Genomic DNA, 21042 nt, shown 5'->3' on the forward strand with positions numbered 1-21042 from the left:
ACAGCGATTCTTATAGCTTTATTTATCCATTGTTCCAGATTCAGCAAAAGATTATTTCGGAATCTGGCTGGATTGATCGCCAGGTTTGGCCACTTCGGCCGGCGCAGTCGCCGCGGCAGGTGCGGCCGGGGCTGGAACAGCTGCCGCTGGCAGGTTATCCATCACGCTACCACCACCGCTTGAAGCGTGATGATTGCCGAGGAAGGTCAAGCTCAGCGTTGCAACAAAAAACACACCTGCCGCGACCGCAGTCGACTTGGACAGGAAGTTGGAAGAACCGGTGGCACCGAACAGGCTGCCCGAGGCGCCCGAACCGAACGCCGCACCCATGTCGGCGCCCTTGCCGTGCTGCAACAACACCAGGCCGATGATGGCCAGGGCCGACACGATCTGCACTACCACCACTGCCAAAAACAAAGTATTCATTTCAACAAATCCACTCTTGATGTTTCAACTGTCCGCCATCGCCAGTATGCAAGCGCCGGCTGACAAACCCTTTACAGAACCACTCCGGATGCCGCCTCGACGATGACCAGGAAATCAGTCGCCTTCAACGCCGCACCACCGATCAAACCACCATCGATATCTTCCATGGCCAGCAATTGCGCCGCGTTATCGGGCTTCATGCTGCCGCCGTACAGAATCCGCACCTTGGCCGCAGCCTCGGCACTCTTGGCACCCAGGCGCGCACGCAGCATGGCGTGCACTTCCTGCGCCATTTCAGGCGTGGCTGTCTTGCCGGTACCGATCGCCCATACCGGCTCATAGGCCAGCACGATGCGCGCAGCATCTTCACCACTCAAGGCATCCAGCACCACGTCGAGCTGACCACCCACGATTTCCTTGGTCTGCCCGGCTTCGCGCTGCGCCAATGTTTCGCCGATGCACACCACCGGCACCAGGCCGGCCTGCAATGCAGCCACCGTCTTGGCCGCCACGGCAGCATCGGACTCGCCATGATAGGCGCGACGCTCGGAGTGACCGACGATGACATAGTGACAAGAAAACTCCTGCAACATGGCGGCCGACACTTCACCGGTGTAGGCGCCCGACGCATGCGCCGAGATATCCTGCGCACCGAGCGCCACCACCGAACCCGCCACCTCGCCCTGCACCTGCGCCAGATAGGGCGACGGCACGCACACGGCCACGTCACAGGCGTCAGCGGGCAAGCCTTGCTTGATACCAGCGACCAGGGCCGCGTTGGCAGCCAGGCTGCCATTCATCTTCCAGTTACCCGCTACAAGTTTGCGCCGCATGAGTCAGTCTCAGTTTTCTAACGAGATTAGTTTGAATTTGGATAACCTCGTATTGTAGCTGGTTGGCGTCCAAACGGTCAAACCACGCAGTTGCCATCGCACATTTATAACTGCAGCATCAACTTGCCGATATGGGCGCTGCTTTCCATCATGGCGTGGGCCTGTGCCGCCTGCTCCAGCGGGAAGGTCTGGTGAATCACCGGCTTGATGCGCCCCTGCTCCAGCAGCGGCCACACGTGCTGGCGCAATTGCGCAGCGATGGCGGCCTTGAACGACACCGGCCGCGGACGCAGGGTCGAACCGGTGATGGTGAGGCGACGGCGCATTACCTGCCCCATGTCGAGCTCGCCGCGGTTGCCGCCGAGCTGGGCGATGAAGACCAGGCGGCCATCGTCGGCCAGCGACTTGATCTCGCGCGGCAGGTAGTCGCCGCCGACCATGTCGAGGATGACATTGACGCCGGCGCCGCCGGTGAGCTCCTTGACGACGGCCTCGAAGTCTTCGCTCTTGTAGTTGATGCCGCGTTCGGCGCCCAGCGCTTCACAGGCAAGGCGTTTTTCTTCGCTGCCGGCGGTGGCGAACACCCGATGGCCGAGCGCACTGGCGATCTGGATCGCGGTCACGCCGATGCCGGACGACCCGCCCTGCACCAGCAGGCTTTCGCCCTGGCTCAACAGGCCACGGTCGAAGACGTTGCTCCAGACCGTGAAGTAGTTCTCCGGCAGCGCCGCGGCCTGCAGCGCACTCAAGCCCCGGGGTGCCGGCAGGCATTGCGCCAGCGGCGCGGCGCAGAACTCGGCATAGCCGCCGCCCTGCACCAGGGCGCACACCAGGTCGCCTTTTTTGAATCCGCTGTCGCCCAGTTCGCCGTCGACGATTTCGCCAGCCACTTCCAGGCCCGGCAGATCGGAGGCGCCCGGCGGCACCGGATACTGGCCCAGGCGCTGGAACACGTCGGGCCGGTTCACGCCCGCAGCGTGCACCTTGATCAGTATTTCACCCGGCTTCAGTACGGGAATGGGACGTTCGCACGGCACCAGAACCTCGGGGCCGCCTGCTTGTTTGATTTCGATTGCGCGCATTGATGCATTCTCCTGATGTTGGGCGGCCAACATCCTGCCCCGCCCGCAAATAAAAAACCGGGGTCAGGCCAGTGGCCTCCCCGGTCAGGCAAACCTGCCGATGGCATCCAGTCTACATCGAAGTGGCCGCGCGAGCAGCCTGCTCATACAGGCCCGACAGCAGCCGCAGAAAACGCGCCAGCTCTTCCAGCTCGAAGCTTTCGGTGCCGTCGCCGGTCAGGCCCGACACCAGCACCTGCTCGCGGATTTCGTAATAGCGCTTGCACAGCGCCTGGCCGGCCTCATTGGTCGAGTACAGCACTTCCTTGCCGCGCCGCTCGGTATTGACCAATCCCTGCGCATGCAGTTTCTTGAGCGAATAATTGACGATGTGGGTGTCTTCGATGTTGAGGATGAACGCGATATCGGCCAGCTTCTTTTCGCGCGCGCGGTGATTGATATGGTGCAGCACCAGCACGTCGGTGGGCGTCATGTCCTTCATGCCGGCGGCCGAGATGCAGCGGACCATCCAGCGGTTGAAGGCGTTGCTGGCGATGATCATGCCGAACTCGAACTCGGACAGCTCGGCACTGCGCCCCGAAGCCAGGTGCAGCGACGAGACGATCGGCACCTTGGGCTTGGCCGGCGCGGTGGGTTGGGCAAAATTCGCCTTCGGGCGACCTTTTTCTGACGACATGGAGACTCCGGACGACGTTCTTTTCTGGGCAATGAGGGATGCCTGTTCAGGCAATGATCCGGTATTAGACCCGATTTCGGCCTTTTTCGCGAGACCAGCGGCCCGCCTCACTCCAGCACCAGCACGGTCGGGGCCTGCGGCAAGGGCGCATCCCACTCAGGGGCAGCGCTGGCAGCCTGGGCCAGCTTGAAGATCGCCACCCCGCGTTCCAGCGCCTGCGCCTGGTCTTGCATCGTCTGCGCCGCGGCGGCAGCCTGCTCGACCAGCGCCGAGTTCTGCTGGGTCATCTCGTCGATCTGTCCGATGGCGCGGTTGACCTGCTCGATGCCACGGCTCTGCTCGTCGCTGGCAGCGCTGATCTCGACCATGATGTCGGCCACGTGCCGCACGCTGTCGACGATGTTGTGCATGGTCTGCCCGGCCGTATCGACCAGCGCGCTGCCGGCGTCGACCTTCTTCACCGAGGCTTGGATCAGGCCGGCGATTTCCTTGGCGGCGCCGGCGCTACGCTGGGCCAGCGCCCGCACCTCGGCCGCCACCACCGCAAACCCGCGCCCCTGCTCGCCGGCCCGGGCGGCTTCCACGGCGGCGTTCAGCGCCAGGATGTTGGTCTGGAAAGCGATGCCGTCGATGACACCGATGATGTCGACGATCTTGCGCGAGCTGTCCTTGATCTCCCGCATGGTCTCGACCACCTGGCTGACCACATCGCCGCCGCGACTGGCGACCTGGGATGCATTCATCACCAGCAGGTTGGCCTGGCGCGCATTCTCGGCATTCTGGCTTACGCCTCCGGTCAACTCGTCCATCGAACTGGCGGTTTCTTCCAGCGCCGCCGCCTGCGATTCGGTGCGCGAGGACAGGTCGGCGTTACCGGTTGCAATCTCACGTGCAGCCACCGAGATGGCGTCGGAGCCGTTACGCACCTGCCCCACCGCGCTGACCAGGCCATCGCGCATATGCTGCAAGGCCGCCAGCAAGCGCCCGGTTTCGTCGCGCGAACTGGTTTCGACCTGCACCGTCAGATCGCCCGCGGCGACCTTCTGGGCGACGTCGATGGCGGCATTGAGCGGGCGCGTGATGCTACGCATGACCGAGTAACCGACCAGTACCGCCAGCAGGGCGGCAATGCTGGCCATGCCGATCATCAGCATGGTGGCCGCGCCGGCGACCTGCTCGGCCTCGCGCCCGCCCTCCTCCATGCGTTGTCCCTGGTAGGCGATCAACTTGTCGAGCGCCTTGAAATAGGCCGCCTGGTAGGGCGCGATCTCGGGCAGGATCAGGTCGCGCGCCTGCTCCACCTGGCCGTCCTTGACCGCCGCCAGGAAACTGTTGAGCACCGGCGTGTACTGGGTCCGGGCAGCGATGACGGCGGCCAGCATGCGCTCGCCATCGGCCGAGTTGCTGCTGGCCGAAAATTGCTTGAGCGTGGCATCGATGGTCTTGCCGGCGCGCTCGATGGCGTCGAGTTCGCCCTTGATTTCGTCGACCGTACTCATGAACAGCAGGTTGCGCATGCTGCGCGCGGTCTCGTCGAGGGCGCCCTTGACGTTGTTGGCCATCACGGTGCGCGGATAGTAGTCGTTGGCGATGCTGCGAATGCCGCCGTTGATCTGGTTCAGGCGCAATACGCCAATGGCCGTCAGCCCCAGCATCAACAAGATCACCACGCCAAAGCCGATACCCAATCGCTGGCCGATATTGAGTCCATTCAGTTTCATGATTTCAAGCCCTTTTTTGCAAGCCGCAACTGCCGATAGGTTTCCAGGCCTGGCCGGCGACGCCATGACACTGGCGCCGCCGGCAATCAGGGCCGGCGCACGAACTGCCGGGGCCACAGGCGCCCGAACCGATTTCTTCCTCAAGACTGCGTGCGCCGGCGACAACCCCGCTTAAAACGTGTGGCGCATGCCGAAGTTCCAGGCGCTGTTGCCAGAGCCGGCCTCGATCGAGCTGCCCACCGTGTAGGGCGCGCCGTTCTTGTTATAGATGTGGGCATACATCGCATACAGATCGGTGCGCTTGGACAACGAATAGCGATAGCCCACCGCCACCTGGCTGGCATCCTGGTTGCGCGCGGTCTTGTCGTTCTTGTAGATGTACGAGCCCAGCACCGTATGCACGCCGCCGAATGGCACCGTCACGCCGATCAGCGCATCGGTGCTGTCGGTGGACGGCACCGGCGCCGTCAATGCGCCATAGGGATTGTTGGCATTGCGCAGCGGCGCACTGTTGACGCCCTTGTCGATGCCGTAGGCCGCATGCAGCTTGAGCACGCCGAAGTCATAGGTCGCGCCCAGCAGCGTGTTGCGACCGCTGCTGGTCTGGGTGGTGCCGGTGTCGTTGTTGCGACGGTGAACCCCCAGCTTCACGGTCAGCGGACCACTGCTGTAGCCCAGCGCTGCGCCCATCTGGCTGGCCGCCTGCGTGCTGCCGGCGGTCTCGCCGAAGCCATACGCCGCCTCACCCACGAACCCTGCCACGTTGGGCGAGATGTACTTCACGGTGTTGTCCATGCGGCTGGCCGCGTTGCCGGTGTTGGGCATGAGGTTGGCCGCATCACCGGCGTAACCGGTGCCGAACGGATCGATGGCTGCCATCACCAGGTATTGCGGCGTGTACTGGCGCCCCATCAGGACCGACCCGAACTGGCCGTTGAGGCCGACATAGCTCTGGCGACCGAACAGCACCGAGGTGGTGCTGGTGCTCTGGCCGAGTGCGCCGGTGTCATTCTGGAAACCCGTTTCGAGCAGGAACACTGCCGCCAGGCCGCCACCGAGGTCTTCGGTGCCCTTGAAGCCGATGCGCGAACCGCCGCTGATGCCGCTGGTCAGCTTGTTGACGCGGCCGGCAGCGCCGCCGGACTCGATCACGTAGCCGGTATCGATCAAGCCGTAGATGGTCACCGACGACTGCGCCAGCACTGGCAGTGCGCAAGAACCCAGGGCCGCCAGCATCGCCGCAGCCAATAACTTGTGTTTCATTGTGTTTCCCCGTTTGATGGTGTCAAAAAAAGCGTATCGGCTGATCGTGCGGGCCCTCACTGGCCGATACGCATAAACCCGCCAACCTTCCCGGAACAATTGGCCTTTTGCCCCGGGACGACCGGTCGGGAACTACAAACCACTAGCACTCACTTCATCAATAGACGCGAGATGCGTTCTACTTTCCTGCCGACCCTCTGCGGGGTCGTCGATCAAGTCGGTGCCGCGGTCTTCGACCGCAGCGAATTTCGGAACGAACGCGTCCATGGCGGGCTCATGCTTGGCACATGAACGCATCCTTTGTGGTGGCAGAAATCCTGCCTGATGGTGTCTGCACGGCCACCGGACGGTGGCCGCCGGCGCCGCCCCGACCAGTGGGCTGTAACGGTCAGGCCGGTGCGCTCATGTCAAAGGCCTCCCAGGTAAGCCTTCTTGATGTCCTCGTTGTTGAGCAGCTCGTCGCCGCGTCCCTCCATGACGATGCGCCCGGTCTGGATCACATAGCCGTAGTGGGCGATGTTGAGCGCCTTGTGCAGGTTCTGCTCGACCAGCAGGATCGACACCCCGCTGGCGTTGACCTGCTGGATCGTGTCGAGCACCTTGGTCACGAACTTGGGTGCGATGCCCCACGAGGGTTCATCCAGCAACAGCAGGCGCGGCTTGGCCATCAGGCCCCGGCCGATGGCCAGCATCTGTTGCTCGCCGCCGCTCATGGTGCCAGCCAGTTGATGGCGTCGCTCCTTGAGGATCGGGAAGGTGGCATACATCTCGTCGACCGATGCCGCCACTTCGTCGGCGTCGGTGCGGGTATAGGCGCCCAGTTCGAGATTGCGCTGCACCGTCAGGCGCGGGAACAGGCGTCGCCCTTCCGGCACCAGCGACAGGCCCAGCTTGACCCGGTCGAACGAGGCAACCTTGCCGATGTCGCTGCCCTCGAACACGATCTGGCCGGCGTCGGGCTTGTTGAGCCCGGCGATGGCGCGCAGCGTGGTCGACTTGCCGTTGCCGTTGCCTCCCACCAGCGCCACGATGCTGCCGGCCTTGACCTCGATGTCGACCTTGGACAAGGCCAGTACGCCGTCATAGCTGGCGCGTAGATTTTTCACCTGCAGCATCATTCGTCTCCCAGATAAGCGGCGATCACATGCGGATCGTTGGATACCTCTTGCGGCGGACCATCGGCGATCTTCTTGCCGTAGTCGAGCACCACGATCTGGTCGGCGATGGGCATGATGCCTTCCAGCACGTGCTCGACGATCAGGCACGAAATGCCCTGGTCGCGAATCTTCAGCACCACCTCCACCGTCTCGCGCACTTCGGTCGGATTGAGCCCGGCCATGACCTCATCCATCAGCAGCAGCTTGGGCTTGACCGCAAGCGCCCGCGCCACCGCCAGGCGGCGCTGCTCGCTGATGGTCATGCTGCCGGCAGGCTTGTCGACGAAGCGCCCCAGGTTGACGAACTCCAGCAGATCGCGCGCCGTCTGGCGCACCCGCGCCACGCTGTGGTCGTTGAGGAAGGCGCCGACCATCACGTTTTCCAGCGCGGTCATGCTGGTGAAGGTGCGCGCCACCTGGAAGGTGCGGGCGATGCCGATGCGCGCGCACTGCTCGGGATTCATGCCCGATATCTTGATGTCCTCGAGCCAGATGTCACCGGTGGTCGGCGGCGAGTAGCCGGCGATGCAGTTGAACATGGTGGTCTTGCCGGCGCCATTGGGGCCGATCAGGCCGACGATCTGGCCGCTCTGGACGGTGAATGAAATATCCTGGTTGGCGGTCAGGCCGCCGAATTTCTTGTAGACGTTCTCGACGCGAAGCAAGCTCATTTGCCTTCCTCCTGGTTTGCCTTGATCGCTTTGCGGCGGGCGATGTAACTGCGCACGTAGCCGACGATGCCGTTGGGGTAATACACGGCGATGACGATAATCAAGGCGGCATAGATGATCAGGTCGGTGCCGCGACCGGTGCCGCCGAACAGGGTGCGGGTGCCTTCTTCGATGAAGGTCAGCAACCCGGCGCCGACCACCGGACCGAACAGGGTGCCGACGCCGCCCAGGATGGACACCAGCGCCATCTTGATCGAGGTGCCGGTGCCCAGCACCGAGGCCGGATCGATGTAGAGCTCCTTCTGGGCATACAGGCTGCCGCCCATGGCCGTGAAGAAACTGCTCACCGCGAACGCGATCTGCTTGTAGCGCGACAGGCTCACGCCGAGGCTGCGGGCAGCGTCCGGTTCATCCTTGATGGCGCGGAAGTAGTAGCCCAGGTAGCTGCGTTCGATCAGTGCATTGGCCAGCAAGGTCACCAGCAACAGGCCCAGCGCGATGTAGTAGTACGGCTCCTTGCCGCTGAAGATCATCTTCGACCAGCCCTCTTCGTTCATCGGAATCGTCAGGCCCACGGCGGCGCCGGCAAAATCCCAGTTGGTGAAGATGATCTGGATGATCTCGGCCACCGCAATGGTGGCCATCGCAAAGTAGTGTCCCTTCAGGCGAAAGCACGACCAGCCGATCACCAGGCTCATGGCGGCGGCGATGACGCCGCCGACCAGCATGGCGATCCACGGGTTGACGCCCATGATCGAGAACAGGATCGCCGAACTGTAGGCGCCGATGCCATAGAAGGCGACATGACCCAGCGACACCTGGCCGGCATAGCCGCCCACGATGTTCCACGACACCCCGATCTGGGCCGCCATCAGGATCAGGATCGCCAGGTTGAGGTGGGTCGGCGAGGTCACGAACAGCGGCAAGGCCATGGCAATCGCCAGCAGCACCGCCAGCGCCACGCGCATCTTGTGGGCGCCCGACCCGGTGGGCGGCGCCGTCATGATCAGGCTGGATGGTTTCTTCAACATAAAATCCTCTTGTTCTGTAGTCGGTGGCGCACTCAGGCTTTACCCATCAGGCCCTGCGGACGCAGCATCAGCATCCCCAGGAACAAGGCCAGCACGATCAGCATCTTGTATTGCGGGCCCAGCAGGAAGCCGCCCACCACTTCGATCAATCCCACCAGCACCCCTGCGATCAGGGCGCCTACCACGCTACCGAAACCACCCAGGTTGACCACCACGAACGCGATCAGGATGAAGTTGGCGCCGACCTCGGGAAAGATCGGGAAGAAGGTCGACAGCAAGGCGCCGGCGACACCGGCGCAAGCCGCGCCGATGCCCCAGGCCAGGGCGAACATCTTCTGCGAATCGATGCCCATCAGCTGGGCCGCTTCCTTGTCGGCAGCGGTGGCCTCGAGGGCAGCTCCCAGGCGGGTGCGGGTCAGGAAGAAATAGATGGCGCCGGTGACGATGATGGCGCCGATGCCAGCCGTCAGTTGCGGCATGCCGATCTGGATCCCGGCGATCGAGACCTGGCCGCTGACCATCGAATTCTCGATGGTGCGAAAGTCGGCCTTCCAGAAGAACTGGGCGATGCCGCGAAACAGGATCATCAAGCCGAAGGTGGTAAAGATCTGCGACACCATCGGCGCATTGGTGATCTTGCGAATCACCAGCTTGTAGAGCAAGGCGCCCAGCGCGAACAGGAACAGCGCTGTCAGCGGCAGGGTAAAGATCGGATCAAGCGCGAACAGCGCAAACAGCCAGAAGCTCGAGTACATCCCGAACATCAGGAACTCGCCGTGCGAAAAATTGACGATGTCCATGACACCGAAGATCAGCGTCAGGCCGATCGCCACGAGCGCATAGATCAGCCCGATCAGCAGCCCGGACGCCAGGGTCTGCACCAGAATATCCCAAGACATAAGTTTTCCTCTAACAAACACCACACGCACCACAGTGCGGCCAGCGGGCCGACTGCGATGATGATTTCTCAGTGAGGAGGCGTGTCCCTCCAGGCGCGGCCGGACCGACCCGGCCGCGCACCTCCTTGCCTAATTGAAATGCGAAGCAGCCTTACTTGCGCTGATCCCACTTCGGCATCGGCCACACGATGTCGCGGGTAGCGATGTCGAACGGCCACACGGTGTAGTACTTGCCGCCGATGATCTGCAGCAGGATGCCCGAGCCCAGGGTGTTCTGGCCGGTGGCATCGAACTTGATGCCCTTCCACGGCATGATCAGCTTGTCGCCCGGGATGTTGGTCTCGGCCAGCGCCTTGCGGATCGCTTCCGGTTCGGTGCTGGCAGCACGGTTGATGGCGTCAGCCAGGGTCATCAGGCCGGTAAAGGTACGCGACGAGTTGCCGGTGAAGTTGATCTTGTAACGGCTATTGAACAGGTCGTTGACTTGCTTGATGAGGGGGTTCTTGGCCGCCAGGTCGAGCGACCAGACGTCACGGGTGACGATATAGTCGGCGTCCTTGCCGAGGGTCTTGATGAACTCGGTATCGATGAAGCCGGCGTCGTTGGCCAGGATCATGTCGGGATTGAAGCCCAGTTCCTTATAGGTCTTCATCGACAGGATGGCGTCGCCCAGGTAGGACGACTGCAACACCACTTGCGGCGCGGCCGCCTTCAGTTGCTGCACTTCCGATGTCAGCTGCGTGCTCTTGGCCGGATACACCACGGTCTTGACCAGATCGTAGCCGCGTTCCTTGGAGAGCTTGGTCTCGAGCTTGGTGGTCTCGTTGCCCCACAGCGTGTTCTCGTTGAAGGCGCCCAGCTTGTTGACCTTGATGCCCTTCTTGGCTTCGAGCTCCTTGAAGAACTCGTAGAAGTTGGTCACGAACAGGTCGTCGTGGGCCGTGGTGCGGAAGAACCACTTGAAGCCGCGCTGCGTGAGCGACGCCGACGACGACTCGGGGTTCAGGTAAGGTACCTTGTAGCGCTCGGCCACCTGGCTGGTGGTGGCGGTGACGTTACTGAAATAAGCCCCCACCACGGCCACCACCTTTTCTTGCGTGATCAGGCGCTCGGCTTCGGTCGCGCCTACCTGGGGATTGCCCTGGGAGTCGGCGAAAACCAGCTTGATCTTGGCGCCCTTCAGGTTAGGCAGGCCGCCACCGGCCGAGAACGGCAGGTTGGGAATGTTCTTGGCGCCGTTGTTGATGATGTCGGCTGCCAGTTCCAGCGCATCCTTCATCTCGGCGCCGGTCGAGGCTGCCGCGCCCGACAACGGATAGATGACGCCGATCTTGATTTCCTGCTGCTGCGCATAAGCACAGTAGGCCGATAGCGAGAACGACAGCGCGACCCCGATTTGCGCTGCGCGTTTGAAGACATTACCTAACATGATGAGACGCTCCTTTGTGTTGACACAAGATAAATTTCCCCCACCTGCATGACGCTGTTAGCGGGAGCAACCCAAGCTACTGCTGGCAGGCGCCGCCCCCCTCTTGCGAGCGTTACGGCGCATACCGGTGCGCGCCACTTGAAGATCCAAGTGGTGCGCAATGAAGCTTTCCATCGCTGGCCATGCAGCACCGGCTTGCACCGGCGACATGGCGCCTTATCGACTTGACTGGTTCAGGATTTGAAATGCATCGCACGCAGGACCCCACGCGTCGCACCCACCGGGCACGCCTGCAGGACTGCTTCGAAAATGGTGGCCGGATTGCGCTGGAGCGCACCCTGGCCGGCTATTGCTGATTCGAATGCCATTTTCATCTCCTCGATTTTTTTCTTGAATCCTAAACTTTTCATCGATAATATGTCAATAAATTGTTAACGTTTAAAAAAGCAAATGATCGCCAAATCATCGATGTTTCATTAAGCAAATGGCGTGCCTGAAATTCCGAGATTCGCCAAATCAGACTGGAACTCAAGCACAGCAAGGCTTTCGGGGCAATCGGCATGAATCATTGAGATCGCCCAAAACGAACAAGACGGTTTTACATTCACTTTTTATGTGCAAATCGTCGATGATTTATAAAAATAATGCACCTGAATAAGCACTCTTAACGAAAGGCAATGCATCATGGATCAACAACAGACGTCATCTGGAGACAAGCGCTGGCAATTCTGGATCGACCGTGGGGGTACCTTCACCGATATCGTCGCCCGTCGTCCGGATGGACGACTGCTGACGCACAAGTTGCTTTCCGAAAACCCGGAACAATATAAGGATGCGGCGGTAGCCGGCATCAAGCGCCTGCTGGGCCTGACGCCCGAGCAGGCGATCACGCCCGAACTGGTCGAGGCGGTGAAGATGGGCACCACGGTCGCCACCAATGCCCTGCTCGAACGCAAGGGCGACCCGACCGTGCTGCTGATCACCCGCGGCTTCAGGGATGCCTTGCGCATCGCATACCAAAACCGGCCGCGCCTGTTCGACCGCCATATCGTATTGCCCGAACTGCTGTTCGAGCAGGTGGTGGAAGTCGACGAGCGTATCGGCGCCCAGGGCGAGGTGGTGCAGCCGCTGGATGCAGCCTCGGCGCAGGCGCAGTTGCAGGCGCTCCATGACAAGGGCTATCGGGCGGTAGCGATTGTGCTGATGCACGGTTATCGCTATACCGAGCACGAACAGAAACTGGCGGCACTGGCCACTGCCATCGGTTACACCCAGGTATCGGTGTCGCACCAGGTCAGCCCGATGATGAAGCTGGTCTCGCGCGGCGACACCACCGTGGTCGATGCCTATCTGTCGCCGATCCTGCGCCGCTACGTCGACCAGGTCGCCAGCGAGATGGAAGGCGTGCGCCTGTTGTTCATGCAAAGCAATGGCGGTCTGACCGATGCGCATCGCTTCCAGGGCAAGGACTCGATCCTGTCCGGGCCAGCCGGCGGCATCGTGGGCATGGTGCGCACCGCCGAGACCGCCGGCTTCGACAAGATCATCGGCTTCGACATGGGCGGCACCTCAACCGATGTCTCGCACTATGCGGGCGAATTCGAGCGCGAGTTCGAGACCCAGGTGGCGGGCGTGCGCATGCGCGCGCCGATGATGAGCATTCATACGGTGGCCGCCGGCGGCGGCTCGATCCTGCATTTCGACGGCACCCGCTATCGGGTCGGCCCGGACAGCGCCGGCGCCAATCCTGGCCCGACCAGCTATCGCCGTGGCGGCCAGCTGGCGGTCACCGACTGTAACGTCATGCTGGGCAAGATCCAGCCGTCGCACTTTCCCAAGGTATTCGGCCCGGCTGCCGACGAAGCGCTGGACCGCGATGCCGTCGTTCAGAAATTCACCGAACTGGCCGAGCGCATCTACCAGGAAACCGGCAATCGCCGCACGCCCGAAGAAGTCGCCGAAGGCTTCATCGAGATCGCCGTGGGCAACATGGCCAATGCGATCAAGTTCATCTCGGTACAACGCGGCCACGACGTGACCGACTACACCCTCACCACCTTCGGCGGCGCCGGTGGCCAGCACGCCTGCCTGGTGGCCGATGCGCTGGGCATGACACGGGTCTTCGCGCACCCCTTCGCCGGCGTGCTGTCGGCCTATGGCATGGGCCTGGCCGACCAGACGGCGATGCGCGAGCAAGCCATGGAGTTGCCGCTCGATGCGTCCTCGCTGGAGCAGCTCGACCAGCATTTGCTGGCGCTGTCGGGCCAGGCCAGCGACGATCTGCTGACACAGGGCGTCGATGCCGGGCAGATCCAGATACTCAAACGCGTGCACCTGCGCTACGACGGCACCGATTCGGTGATCGTGGTCAACTTCGGCGAGATCGGCTTCATGGTCGAACAATTCGAATCGGCCTACAAGAAACGCTATTCGTTCCTGATGCCCGAAAAGACCATGATCATCGAAGCCATCTCGGTGGAAGCGGTGGGCGTGTCGGCAGATCGCGAAGAACAGATCGAGCAACTGGCGCCGCGCAGTGGTGCACTGGCCGCCACCGAGACCGTCAAGCTGTTCTCGGGCGGCCAGTGGCACGACACCGCGCTCTACCTGCGCGAAGACATGCGCCCGGGCGACGTGGTGCAGGGCCCGGCCATCATCGCCGAGAAGAACGCCACCAACATTGTCGAGCCTGGCTGGCGGGCCGAGGTGTCGGCCCTGAATCACCTGGTGCTGCAACGCTATCAGGCACGGGTGCAACGCAAGGCCATCGGCACCACGGCCGACCCGGTGATGCTGGAAGTATTCAATAACCTGTTCATGAGCATCGCCGAACAGATGGGGCTGCGCCTGCAGAACACTGCCTTCTCGGTCAACATCAAGGAGCGCCTGGACTTCTCGTGCGCGCTGTTCGACGCCGACGGCAACCTCATCGCCAATGCGCCGCACATCCCGGTGCACCTGGGTTCGATGGGTGAAAGCATCCGCACCATCATCCGCGAGAATGCCGGCAAGATGCAGCCGGGCGATGTCTTCATGCTCAACGATCCGTACCACGGCGGCACCCACCTGCCCGACATCACGGTGATCACGCCGGCCTTCGACAAGACCGGCAGCGAGATCCTGTTCTATGTCGGTTCGCGCGGGCACCACTCGGATATCGGCGGCATCACGCCCGGCTCGATGCCGGCCGACAGCCGGGTAGTGGAAGAAGAAGGGATCCTGATCAATAACTTCCAGCTGGTGCGCGAAGGTCGCTTCCTGGAACAGGAAACCATCGACCTGCTGTCATCGGGCCCCTACCCTGCCCGCAATGTGCCGCAGAACCTGGCCGACCTGCAGGCGCAGATCGCCGCCAACCAGAAGGGCGTGGACGAACTGCTGAAGATGGTCGATCACTTCAGCCTTGAAGTGGTGCAGGCCTACATGGCCCACGTGCAGGACAATGCCGAGGAAGCGGTGCGGCGCGTCATCACCCTGCTCAAGGACAGCGCCTATGAGTACCGGCTCGACAACGGCGCCGTGATCAAGGTGGCGATCCGCGTCAATCACGCCCAGCGCACGGCCGACATCGACTTCACCGGCACCTCGCCGCAGCTGGACAACAACTTCAACGCCCCCAGCGCGATCTGCATGGCGGCGGTGCTGTATGTGTTCCGTACGCTGGTGGACGACGAGATCCCGCTCAATGCGGGCTGCCTCAAGCCGCTCAACGTGATCATCCCTGCCGGCTCGATGCTCAATCCGCATTATCCGGCAGCAGTGGTGTCGGGCAACGTCGAGACCTCGAGCTGCATCACCAATGCATTGTATGGCGCGTTGGGCGTGCTGGCATCGGCGCCGGGCACGATGAACAACTTCACCTTCGGCAACGGCGAGCACCAGTACTACGAAACCATCTCGGGCGGCTCGGGCGCCGGACATGGCTTCAACGGTACCGACGTGGTGCAGACCCACATGACCAACTCGCGCCTGACCGACCCCGAGATACTGGAGTGGCGTTATCCGGTGCGGCTGGAAAGTTATGAAATCAACCCGGGTTCGGGTGGCACCGGCCAGTGGCATGGCGGCAATGGCGGCATCCGCAAGATTCGCTTCCTGGAAGCGATGACAGCCTCGATCCTGTCCAACAACCGCATCGTGCCGCCGTTTGGCGCCGCCGGTGGCGCGCCGGGCCGTTGTGGCCAGAACTATGCCATCCGCAACGACGGCAGCATCGAAAAACTGGGCTTCGTGGCCAGCACCGAGATGCAACCGGGCGAGGTATTCGTCATCGAGACCCCGGGCGGAGGCGGCTACGGCAGCGCCAGCTAATGGCGTGTGAAACGATCTCTCTGGAAGTAGTGTGACCTTGCGGTATCTTCCACGTCCCCAAGACGTGGAAGATACCGTTTTTTTATGCCCGTTCGCGGTGCTTACGGAGCGGGGTCCGGTTGCTCGGGTTTAGGCGTATGCATGGTCGCCGGAATCACCCGGGCGCTGCGCTTGAAGGTGAAATAGGCCCAGGCCCAGTCGCTCATGACGATGACGCGGTTGCGGAAACCGATCAGGAAATAGACGTGCACGAACAACCAGAACAGCCATGCCGAAAAGCCCGAGAACTTGAACTTGCCGACCATCGCAATGGCGGCCCGCCGGCCGATGGTGGCCAGTGAACCGTAGTCGCGATAGACGAAGCTTTCCAGCGGCTGGTTGGCGATGCGGTGCTTGATGTTCTTGCCCGCGATCCGCCCCATCTGCTTGGCCGCCGGCGACACGCCCGGCACCGGCTTGCCGTCGGACTGGGCGGCGGCCAGATCGCCGATGACATAGACATTGTCATGGCCGGCGATGTTGAGTTCGGGCGACACCGGCACCCGGCCGGCGCGATCGGTCTCGACGCCCAGCGCCTTGCCCAATGGCGAGGCGGCCACCCCGGCCGACCACACCACGGTGCGCGACGCCAGCGATTGCTCGCCATCGAAATTGCTGTAGCGCACGCATTGCTCGTCGATGTGCACCACGCGGCTGCCGGTGCGCACATCCACGCCCAGTGCCTGCAACTGCTCGCGCGCCTTTTCGGACAGGTCGGGCGGATAGGCGCCCAGGATACGGTCGGAGCCCTCGATGAGCACCACCCGCGCCGAATGCGGGTCGATGCGACGAAATTCGCCGCGCAGGGTATGGCGCGCGATCTCGACCAGGGTGCCGGCCATCTCGACGCCGGTGGCGCCACCGCCGATGACGGTGAAGGTCAGCCATTCCTGGCGACGGCGCTCGTCGCTCTCGCGCTCGGCATATTCGAACGCCATCAGCACGCGGCGGCGAATCTCGAAGGCATCGGCCAGCGTCTTCAGGCCCGGGGCCAGCCGCGCCCAGTCGTCGCGACCGAAATAGCTATGGGTCGAACCGGCGGCCACGATCAGGTGGTCATAGTCGATACGGGTGCCATCCTCCAGCGATACGGTGCGAGCATTGACATCGATGGCGGTGACATCGGCCATGAGCGTAGTCACGTTGGGCTGGTCAGACAGGATGTCGCGGATCGGTGCGCTGATGGCAGGGGCCGACAGGCCAGCGGTGGCGACCTGGTACAGCAGCGGCTGGAACAGGTGGTGATTGGTGCGATCGATCATGGTGATGCGAACGTCCGCATTGGCCAACTCGCGGGCCGCGGCGAGACCACCGAAACCACAGCCGATGATGACTACGTGGGGCATGGGCTTCCTTTCAAAAGTAAACTGTTTTTATGTCTGCCCGGCCTTGCGGCCACGGCGACGCTGTCCCCTACTCTCTATTCGGATTGCACCGACCGGTCATGGTTTTGGCTGGACCACCGGCGAGGCGATTTGACCTGCCTCAATGCAGACGGACAGGTTCTCACATATTTGGTTCTAAAGCACTTGGCCACTTTGTCATACCCCGGTCGCCGGCGGCGCTGAAAGACTAAAGACGCTGGGTCCTGACTTTCGTCAGGACGACGGAGGTTGAGCTATAAGTAATCCGTCGTGCCGGCGAAGGCCGGTACCCAGCGGCGTTGATGGAGCCCCGGAGGTTGCTTAAAGACGCTGGGTCCTGACTTTCGTCAGGACGACGGAGGTTGAGCTATAAGTAACTCGTCGTGCCGGCGAAGGCCGGTACCCAGCGGCGTTGACGGCGTCCCGGCGGCACTGAAAGACGCTGGGTCCTGACTTTCGTCAGGACGACGGAGGTTGAGCTATAAGTAACTCGTCGTGCCGGCGAAAGCCGGTACCCAGCGGCGTTGATGGAGCCCCGGAGGTTGCTTAAAGACACTGGGCCCTGACTTTCGTCAGGACGACGGAGGTTGAGCTATAAGTAACTCGTCGTGCCGGCGAAGGCCGGTACCCAGCGACGTTAGGAACACCAACGAAAAATCCCCCGCAGCCTCACGGCCACGGGGGATTCCTTACCGCCACTACCGGGAGCAGCCCGGCAGCGCAGGACTTACTGAGCCTGGGTAGCGGACTCTGGCGAGTCTTCACCCTGGGCAGCCTTCATCGACAGCTTCAGGCGGCCACGGTCGTCGGTCTCGAGGACCTTGACGCGTACTTGCTGGCCTTCCTTGAGGTAGTCGGCCACGGCATTGACGCGCTCGTTGGCGATCTGGCTGATGTGCAGCAGGCCATCCTTGCCCGGCAGGACCTGGACGATCGCGCCGAAGTCCAGCAGCTTCAGGACCGTGCCTTCGTAGACCTTGCCCACTTCGACCGAAGCAGTCAGTTCTTCGATGCGGCGACGGGCTTCCTGGCCGGCAGTCGCATCGACCGAAGCAATGGTGACCACGCCTTCGTCGCTGATGTCGATCTGGGTGCCGGTTTCTTCGGTCAGCGCACGGATCACGGCGCCGCCCTTGCCGATCACGTCACGGATCTTCTCGGGGTTGATCTTGATGGTGATCAGGCGCGGTGCGAAGTCGGACAGCTCGCCGGTGCCGGCAGGCACGGCTTCCTGCATCTTGCCCAGGATGTGGTGACGGCCTTCCTTGGCCTGCTCCAGCGCCACCTGCATGATTTCCTTGGTGATGCCCTGGATCTTGATGTCCATCTGCAACGCGGTGATGCCTTCGGCAGTACCGGCTACCTTGAAGTCCATGTCGCCCAGGTGATCTTCGTCGCCCAGGATGTCGGTCAGAACGGCAAACTTGTTGCCTTCCTTGATCAGGCCCATGGCGATACCGGCCACGTGCGACTTCATCGGCACGCCCGCATCCATCAGCGCCAGACAGCCGCCGCAGACCGATGCCATCGACGAGGAACCGTTCGACTCGGTGATTTCGGACACCAGGCGCACCGAGTAGCTGAACTCGTCAGCCGCCGGCAGAGCTGCCAGCAGTGCGCGCTTGGCCAGACGGCCGTGACCGATTTCGCGGCGCTTCGGGGTACCGACGCGGCCGGTTTCGCCCGTAGCGAACGGAGGCATGTTGTAGTGCAGCATGAAGCGATCGGTGTACTCGCCCAGCAGGCCGTCGATCTTCTGCTCGTCACGTGCCGTGCCCAGCGTGGCGATGACCAGCGCCTGGGTTTCGCCGCGGGTGAACAGGGCCGAACCGTGGGTACGCGGCAGCACGCCGGTACGGATCGAGATCGGACGCACGGTGCGGGTGTCGCGACCATCGATGCGTGGCTCGCCTTCCAGGATCTGCGAACGCACGATCTTGGCTTCCAGGTCGAACAGGATGGTGCTGACGTCGGACAGGTCGACATCGGCAGCATCGGCCACCAATGCGGCGTTGACCTGGCTGGTGACGCCCTTGAGCTTTTCGGTACGGGCTTGCTTGTCCTTGGTCTGGTAGGCTTCGCGCAGCGGGCCTTCGGCCAGTTGCGACACGCGGGCGATCAGCGCATCGTTCTTGGCAGGCGGCGCCCATTGCACTTCAGGCTTGCCACCGTCGCGCACCAGTTCGTGGATGGCGTCGATGACGGCCTTCGATTGCTCGTGGCCGAACACCACCGCGCCCAGCATCACTTCTTCGGACAGCTGGTCGGCTTCGGACTCGACCATCAGCACGGCCGATTCAGTACCCGCCACCACCAGGTTCAGTTGCGACGACTTCAGTTGGGTCGAGGTCGGGTTGAGCACGTACTGGCCATCGATATAGCCCACGCGTGCGGCGCCCACCGGGCCGCTGAACGGGATGCCGGCCAGCGACAGCGCAGCCGACGAACCGATCATCGCAGCGATGTCGGGATCGATCTCGGGGTTGACCGACAACACGTGCACGATCACTTGCACTTCGTTGAGGTAGCCTTCAGGGAACAGCGGACGGATCGGACGATCGATCAGGCGCGATGTCAGGGTTTCCTTCTCGGAAGGCTTGCCCTCACGCTTGAAGAAACCACCGGGGATACGGCCGGCAGCATAGGTCTTTTCGATGTAATCGACGGTCAGGGGGAAGAAGTCCTGGCCTGGCTTGGCTTCCTTGCGGGCCACGACGGTGGCCAGGATGACGGTGTCTTCGATCGACACCACCACGGCGCCAGATGCCTGGCGGGCGATTTCGCCGGTTTCCAGCGTAACTTGGTGCTGGCCGTACTGGAAGGTCTTGGTGACTTTATTAAACACGGTATTTCCTTTCTTTTATGGAGCTGGCCCCGACTGTGTTCACGGTGCACGGGCCCCTTTTGCCGACAGATTTTCAGGCGCTGTCGTTCACCTCACCACAGCCGCCGACAATTTTGCCTGCGGCTTACGACGAACGTGGCCATGCTGCGCCACGATGAGACAAAAACGTAAAACGGGACAATAACGGAATCGCAAAAAACAAAATGCCCGCGTCAACGAGTGACGCAGGCATTGTGGCTATGATCCGCGAAACGGATGCAGGCGCAAAATCAAATTACTTACGCAGGCCGAGCTTTTCGATCAGTGCGCGGTAACGATCAGCGTCCTTGCCCTTCAGGTAGGACAGCAGGCTCTTGCGACGGTTAACCATCTTGATCAGGCCGCGACGCGAGTGGTGATCCTTGCTGTGTGCCTTGAAGTGACCGTTCAGGTCGTTGATACGGGCGGTCAGCAGCGCGACTTGCACTTCCGGAGAACCGGTGTCGTTAGTGGCGCGTGCATTTTCGGAGATAATGGCAGCCTTGGCTGCTTTTTCGATGGACATGCTAATTTACCTTTCACAGGCGGTATGTGTAGCCTTGGTGGCAATCTGATTGCCGGCCGCGCATACCGTGAACAAAAAAAATGAATCCGGTCAAATTCGACCAGACGCGCAGTATATAGCAAAATCCCTTTCATTCAAATACTTAGAGACAACGCCGGTAGCGCGCGATGGCATTCATTGCCATTGAACAACACGACATCCGCCGAATCAGGACCCATGACCATGCGACAACTCATTTCCCGCTTTTCTCCGCGCCTGCTGAGCGCGGCCGCCCTGCTCAGCCTGGCCGGCTGCGCCTCGCTGTTCCAGCCGCCGGTCAACCCGGGCGAATCCGAAGAGCAGGTGCTCACGCGCCTGGGTGCGCCCACCAATATTTATCAGGATGGCAACACCCGCCTGTTCGAATACGGCGCGGGCGCCTTCAGCCAGTACCAGTACATGGCGCGCATCGGCCCCGATCACCGCCTGATCTCGTATCAGCAGGTGTGGACGATCGAGAACTTCCGCGCCATCCGTACCAACCAAGACACCAAGCAGGACGTGCTGAACCGGGTCGGACGCCCAAGCGAAATCACGCGCTACGCGCGCGTCCCCTTTGAAGCGTGGAACTACAGCTTCAAGGAAAGCGGCGTGTGGAATTCGCAGATGACGGTGTACTTCACCGACCAGGGCATCGTGCAGAAGGTCGAGAACGGCCCCGATCCGCGGTACGACGATTCGCGCATGCGCTTCTGAGACTGCCGGCCCCAAC

Annotated in this window: 16 protein-coding genes; 2 read left to right on the forward strand and 14 right to left on the reverse strand. The window is 62.1% G+C overall.

Features of this window, described 5'->3' with window-relative positions:
- Window positions 1–51 precede the first annotated feature (51 nt).
- The 11 genes from secG to LBW87_RS23435 all read right to left on the reverse strand — a co-directional run bounded on the left by secG (window position 52) and on the right by LBW87_RS23435 (window position 11188).
- Entirely contained in the window at window positions 52–426 is a 375-nt protein-coding gene (gene secG / locus LBW87_RS23385) for a preprotein translocase subunit SecG (RefSeq protein WP_225203883.1), read from the reverse strand.
- A 71-nt stretch (window positions 427–497) separates the two neighbouring features.
- Complete coding sequence (tpiA, locus tag LBW87_RS23390) at window positions 498–1259, reverse strand: triose-phosphate isomerase (protein WP_225203884.1); 762 nt, start codon at window positions 1257–1259, stop codon at window positions 498–500.
- A gap of 104 nt (window positions 1260–1363) precedes the next feature.
- Complete coding sequence (locus tag LBW87_RS23395; RefSeq protein ID WP_225203885.1) at window positions 1364–2341, reverse strand: NAD(P)H-quinone oxidoreductase; 978 nt, start codon at window positions 2339–2341, stop codon at window positions 1364–1366.
- 112 nt (window positions 2342–2453) lie between these two features.
- On the reverse strand, window positions 2454–3017 hold the full coding sequence (locus LBW87_RS23400) for a winged helix DNA-binding protein (protein WP_225203886.1): 564 nt from the start codon (window positions 3015–3017) through the stop codon (window positions 2454–2456).
- 107 nt (window positions 3018–3124) lie between these two features.
- Window positions 3125–4738: a methyl-accepting chemotaxis protein gene (locus LBW87_RS23405; RefSeq protein ID WP_265113049.1), complete on the reverse strand. Its 1614-nt coding sequence runs from the start codon at window positions 4736–4738 to the stop codon at window positions 3125–3127.
- A 171-nt stretch (window positions 4739–4909) separates the two neighbouring features.
- On the reverse strand, window positions 4910–6001 hold the full coding sequence (locus LBW87_RS23410) for a porin (protein ID WP_225203887.1): 1092 nt from the start codon (window positions 5999–6001) through the stop codon (window positions 4910–4912).
- A gap of 407 nt (window positions 6002–6408) precedes the next feature.
- Window positions 6409–7116 (reverse strand): ABC transporter ATP-binding protein, encoded by a 708-nt coding sequence (locus LBW87_RS23415; protein ID WP_225203888.1) that lies wholly within the window; start codon window positions 7114–7116, stop codon window positions 6409–6411.
- Window positions 7116–7829, reverse strand: a complete 714-nt coding sequence (locus LBW87_RS23420) for an ABC transporter ATP-binding protein (protein ID WP_225203889.1) — start codon at window positions 7827–7829, stop codon at window positions 7116–7118. The genes LBW87_RS23415 and LBW87_RS23420 overlap by 1 nt, the downstream gene beginning before the upstream one ends.
- Window positions 7826–8860, reverse strand: a complete 1035-nt coding sequence (locus LBW87_RS23425; RefSeq protein ID WP_225203890.1) for a branched-chain amino acid ABC transporter permease — start codon at window positions 8858–8860, stop codon at window positions 7826–7828. The genes LBW87_RS23420 and LBW87_RS23425 overlap by 4 nt, the downstream gene beginning before the upstream one ends.
- Window positions 8861–8892: 32 nt before the next feature.
- Window positions 8893–9759: a branched-chain amino acid ABC transporter permease gene (locus LBW87_RS23430; RefSeq protein ID WP_225203891.1), complete on the reverse strand. Its 867-nt coding sequence runs from the start codon at window positions 9757–9759 to the stop codon at window positions 8893–8895.
- Window positions 9760–9910: 151 nt separating this feature from the next.
- Window positions 9911–11188 carry an ABC transporter substrate-binding protein gene (locus LBW87_RS23435; protein WP_225203892.1) on the reverse strand — a complete coding sequence of 426 codons (1278 nt, stop codon included), beginning with the start codon at window positions 11186–11188 and terminating at the stop codon, window positions 9911–9913.
- Window positions 11189–11872: 684 nt separating this feature from the next.
- Between LBW87_RS23435 and LBW87_RS23440 the strand changes: the two genes are divergently transcribed.
- Window positions 11873–15499 carry a hydantoinase B/oxoprolinase family protein gene (locus LBW87_RS23440; RefSeq protein ID WP_225203893.1) on the forward strand — a complete coding sequence of 1209 codons (3627 nt, stop codon included), beginning with the start codon at window positions 11873–11875 and terminating at the stop codon, window positions 15497–15499.
- 101 nt (window positions 15500–15600) lie between these two features.
- Here LBW87_RS23440 and LBW87_RS23445 read toward each other — a convergent pair whose 3' ends face one another.
- The 3 genes from LBW87_RS23445 to rpsO form a co-directional block, all read right to left on the reverse strand.
- Window positions 15601–16884 (reverse strand): NAD(P)/FAD-dependent oxidoreductase, encoded by a 1284-nt coding sequence (locus LBW87_RS23445; protein WP_225203894.1) that lies wholly within the window; start codon window positions 16882–16884, stop codon window positions 15601–15603.
- A 745-nt stretch (window positions 16885–17629) separates the two neighbouring features.
- Window positions 17630–19747, reverse strand: a complete 2118-nt coding sequence (gene pnp / locus LBW87_RS23450; RefSeq protein WP_225203895.1) for a polyribonucleotide nucleotidyltransferase — start codon at window positions 19745–19747, stop codon at window positions 17630–17632.
- A gap of 274 nt (window positions 19748–20021) precedes the next feature.
- On the reverse strand, window positions 20022–20291 hold the full coding sequence (gene rpsO, locus LBW87_RS23455; protein WP_008119265.1) for a 30S ribosomal protein S15: 270 nt from the start codon (window positions 20289–20291) through the stop codon (window positions 20022–20024).
- A 222-nt stretch (window positions 20292–20513) separates the two neighbouring features.
- On the opposite strand from rpsO, the gene LBW87_RS23460 reads away from it, so the two are divergent.
- A complete protein-coding gene (locus LBW87_RS23460; protein ID WP_225203896.1) occupies window positions 20514–21026 on the forward strand; it encodes a DUF2845 domain-containing protein in 513 nt (170 codons plus the stop codon).
- Window positions 21027–21042: the final 16 nt, after the last annotated feature.

The sequence above is a fragment of the Herbaspirillum sp. alder98 genome, assembly GCF_020179755.1.
In the GTDB taxonomy this organism is placed as follows: domain Bacteria; phylum Pseudomonadota; class Gammaproteobacteria; order Burkholderiales; family Burkholderiaceae_D; genus Herbaspirillum.

Excerpts from the sequence above, each read along its gene's own strand:
- secG (WP_225203883.1), bottom strand. The coding sequence starts at position 426 with ATGAATACTTTGTTTTTGGCAGTGGTGGTAGTGCAGATCGTGTCGGCC.
- tpiA (WP_225203884.1), bottom strand. The coding sequence starts at position 1,259 with ATGCGGCGCAAACTTGTAGCGGGTAACTGGAAGATGAATGGCAGCCTG.
- LBW87_RS23395 (WP_225203885.1), bottom strand. The coding sequence starts at position 2,341 with ATGCGCGCAATCGAAATCAAACAAGCAGGCGGCCCCGAGGTTCTGGTG.
- LBW87_RS23400 (WP_225203886.1), bottom strand. The coding sequence starts at position 3,017 with ATGTCGTCAGAAAAAGGTCGCCCGAAGGCGAATTTTGCCCAACCCACC.
- LBW87_RS23405 (WP_265113049.1), bottom strand. The coding sequence starts at position 4,738 with ATGAAACTGAATGGACTCAATATCGGCCAGCGATTGGGTATCGGCTTT.
- LBW87_RS23410 (WP_225203887.1), bottom strand. The coding sequence starts at position 6,001 with ATGAAACACAAGTTATTGGCTGCGGCGATGCTGGCGGCCCTGGGTTCT.
- LBW87_RS23415 (WP_225203888.1), bottom strand. The coding sequence starts at position 7,116 with ATGCTGCAGGTGAAAAATCTACGCGCCAGCTATGACGGCGTACTGGCC.
- LBW87_RS23420 (WP_225203889.1), bottom strand. The coding sequence starts at position 7,829 with ATGAGCTTGCTTCGCGTCGAGAACGTCTACAAGAAATTCGGCGGCCTG.
- LBW87_RS23425 (WP_225203890.1), bottom strand. The coding sequence starts at position 8,860 with ATGTTGAAGAAACCATCCAGCCTGATCATGACGGCGCCGCCCACCGGG.
- LBW87_RS23430 (WP_225203891.1), bottom strand. The coding sequence starts at position 9,759 with ATGTCTTGGGATATTCTGGTGCAGACCCTGGCGTCCGGGCTGCTGATC.
- LBW87_RS23435 (WP_225203892.1), bottom strand. The coding sequence starts at position 11,188 with ATGTTAGGTAATGTCTTCAAACGCGCAGCGCAAATCGGGGTCGCGCTG.
- LBW87_RS23440 (WP_225203893.1), top strand. The coding sequence starts at position 11,873 with ATGGATCAACAACAGACGTCATCTGGAGACAAGCGCTGGCAATTCTGG.
- LBW87_RS23445 (WP_225203894.1), bottom strand. The coding sequence starts at position 16,884 with ATGCCCCACGTAGTCATCATCGGCTGTGGTTTCGGTGGTCTCGCCGCG.
- rpsO (WP_008119265.1), bottom strand. The coding sequence starts at position 20,291 with ATGTCCATCGAAAAAGCAGCCAAGGCTGCCATTATCTCCGAAAATGCA.
- LBW87_RS23460 (WP_225203896.1), top strand. The coding sequence starts at position 20,514 with ATGCGACAACTCATTTCCCGCTTTTCTCCGCGCCTGCTGAGCGCGGCC.